Here is a 939-nt window from a genome sequence, read left to right on the forward strand (position 1 = left end):
GTATTTCGGCCTGACCCTGACGCTGCTCCTATCGGCTATCTGGACTGGCATAGCGGTTGCGGACAGGCTCGTGCGCCCCATTCGGCTGTTGATTGGTGCAGCTGATGATGTGGCAACTGGTAATCTCGATGTCTCGGTTCCCGTACATCGCAATGACGGGGATATTGGTTCTCTTTCGCAGACGTTCAACACAATGGTTCGGCAGTTGGGGACTCAGCGGAGTGATCTCGTTGCCGCAAAAGATCAGATTGATGAGCGGCGACGGTTCTCCGAAGCCGTGCTTTCAGGTGTGACCGCTGGCGTCATCAGTGTGAACGGCGATGGCGTCATAGGCATTGTCAACCGGTCTGCTGAAACGATGCTCTCACTCGACCCGGCAACCGCGATTGGCAAGAACCTGACGGCGCTCGTTCCGGAGATAGGACTGGTTTTCGAAGTCGCGCATGCAACGGGCCGCTCCGTTTATCGCGAGCAGGTGACCATGTCGCGTCGCGGCAGCGCGCGGACCTTCAACGTCCAGATTACCGTAGAAGATGCTGAATCGATTGATCATTCCTACGTTGTGACCGTCGATGATATCACCGATCTGGTTGAGGCGCAGCGTTCGTCTGCGTGGGCTGACGTTGCAAGGCGCATCGCTCACGAGATCAAGAATCCACTGACGCCGATCCAACTTTCTGCCGAACGGTTGCGCCGCCGCTACAGCAAGGTGATTACTGAAGATCGGGAAGTTTTTGACCAATGTACCGAAACGATCATTCGGCAGGTCGGTGATATAGGCCGCATGGTCGATGAATTTTCTTCTTTCGCGCGTATGCCGAAGCCGGAGATCAAAACGATGGATTTKCGCGAGGCTCTGCGCGAGGCATCCTTCCTCGTGGAGGTCAGCCGCAGCGATATCCGTTTCGAGCGCGACTTTGGCACTACCCCGCTCATAGG

At 56.3% G+C, this 939-nt stretch carries 1 protein-coding gene; it reads left to right on the forward strand.

What is annotated here, in order from left to right:
- A partial coding sequence (locus ACXJ5O_RS28345) for a sensor histidine kinase (RefSeq protein WP_457302819.1) occupies positions 1 to 939 on the forward strand: 939 nt, incomplete at both ends.

This window comes from Phyllobacterium sp. P5_D12 (assembly GCF_054049495.1).